The sequence below is a fragment of the Roseburia sp. AM23-20 genome, assembly GCF_003470905.1.
GTDB classification, from domain to species: Bacteria; Bacillota; Clostridia; order Lachnospirales; family Lachnospiraceae; genus Roseburia; species Roseburia rectibacter.
In genome coordinates this window covers 1-524 of sequence record NZ_QRHS01000082.1, presented here as the reverse complement: position 1 = coordinate 524, position 524 = coordinate 1, and the positions used below count along the sequence as shown (strand labels likewise).

The following is a 524-nucleotide window of genomic DNA, read 5'->3' as shown; positions in this document are numbered from 1 at the left end:
GATGATTGGGAACAGCGTAAGCTGGAAGATATATATGGTTCGATTGGAAATGCATTTGTAGGAACAGCTACTCCATACTATGCAGAACAAGGACATTTTTATTTGGAATCTAATAATGTAAAAGATGGACAGATAAATCATAACTCTGAGATTTTCATAAATGACGAATTCTATGAAAAGCAAAAAGACAAATGGTTACATACCGGAGATATGGTTATGGTTCAGTCTGGTCATGTTGGACATGCAGCTGTAATCCCTGAAGAATTGGACAATACAGCGGCTCATGCCTTAATCATGTTTAGAAATCCAAAAGAAGAAATTGAGCCTTACTTTTTGAATTATGAATATCAAACTGATAAAGCTAAGAAGAAAATAGAAAACATTACGACTGGTAATACCATAAAACATATCCTTGCGTCAGATATGCAGGAATTTGTAGTTGATGTTCCAAAATATGAAGAACAGAAAGTGATTGCGGGTTATTTCTGTAACCTCGATAACCTTATCACCCTTCATCAGCGTAA

General features: G+C 35.1%; 1 protein-coding gene. It reads left to right on the top strand.

Annotation, left to right across the window (positions count from 1 at the left end; all coding sequences use genetic code 11):
• Nucleotides 1–524, top strand: a 524-nt coding sequence (locus DW650_RS19420; protein ID WP_199654341.1) for a restriction endonuclease subunit S, incomplete at both ends; no start/stop codon positions are given.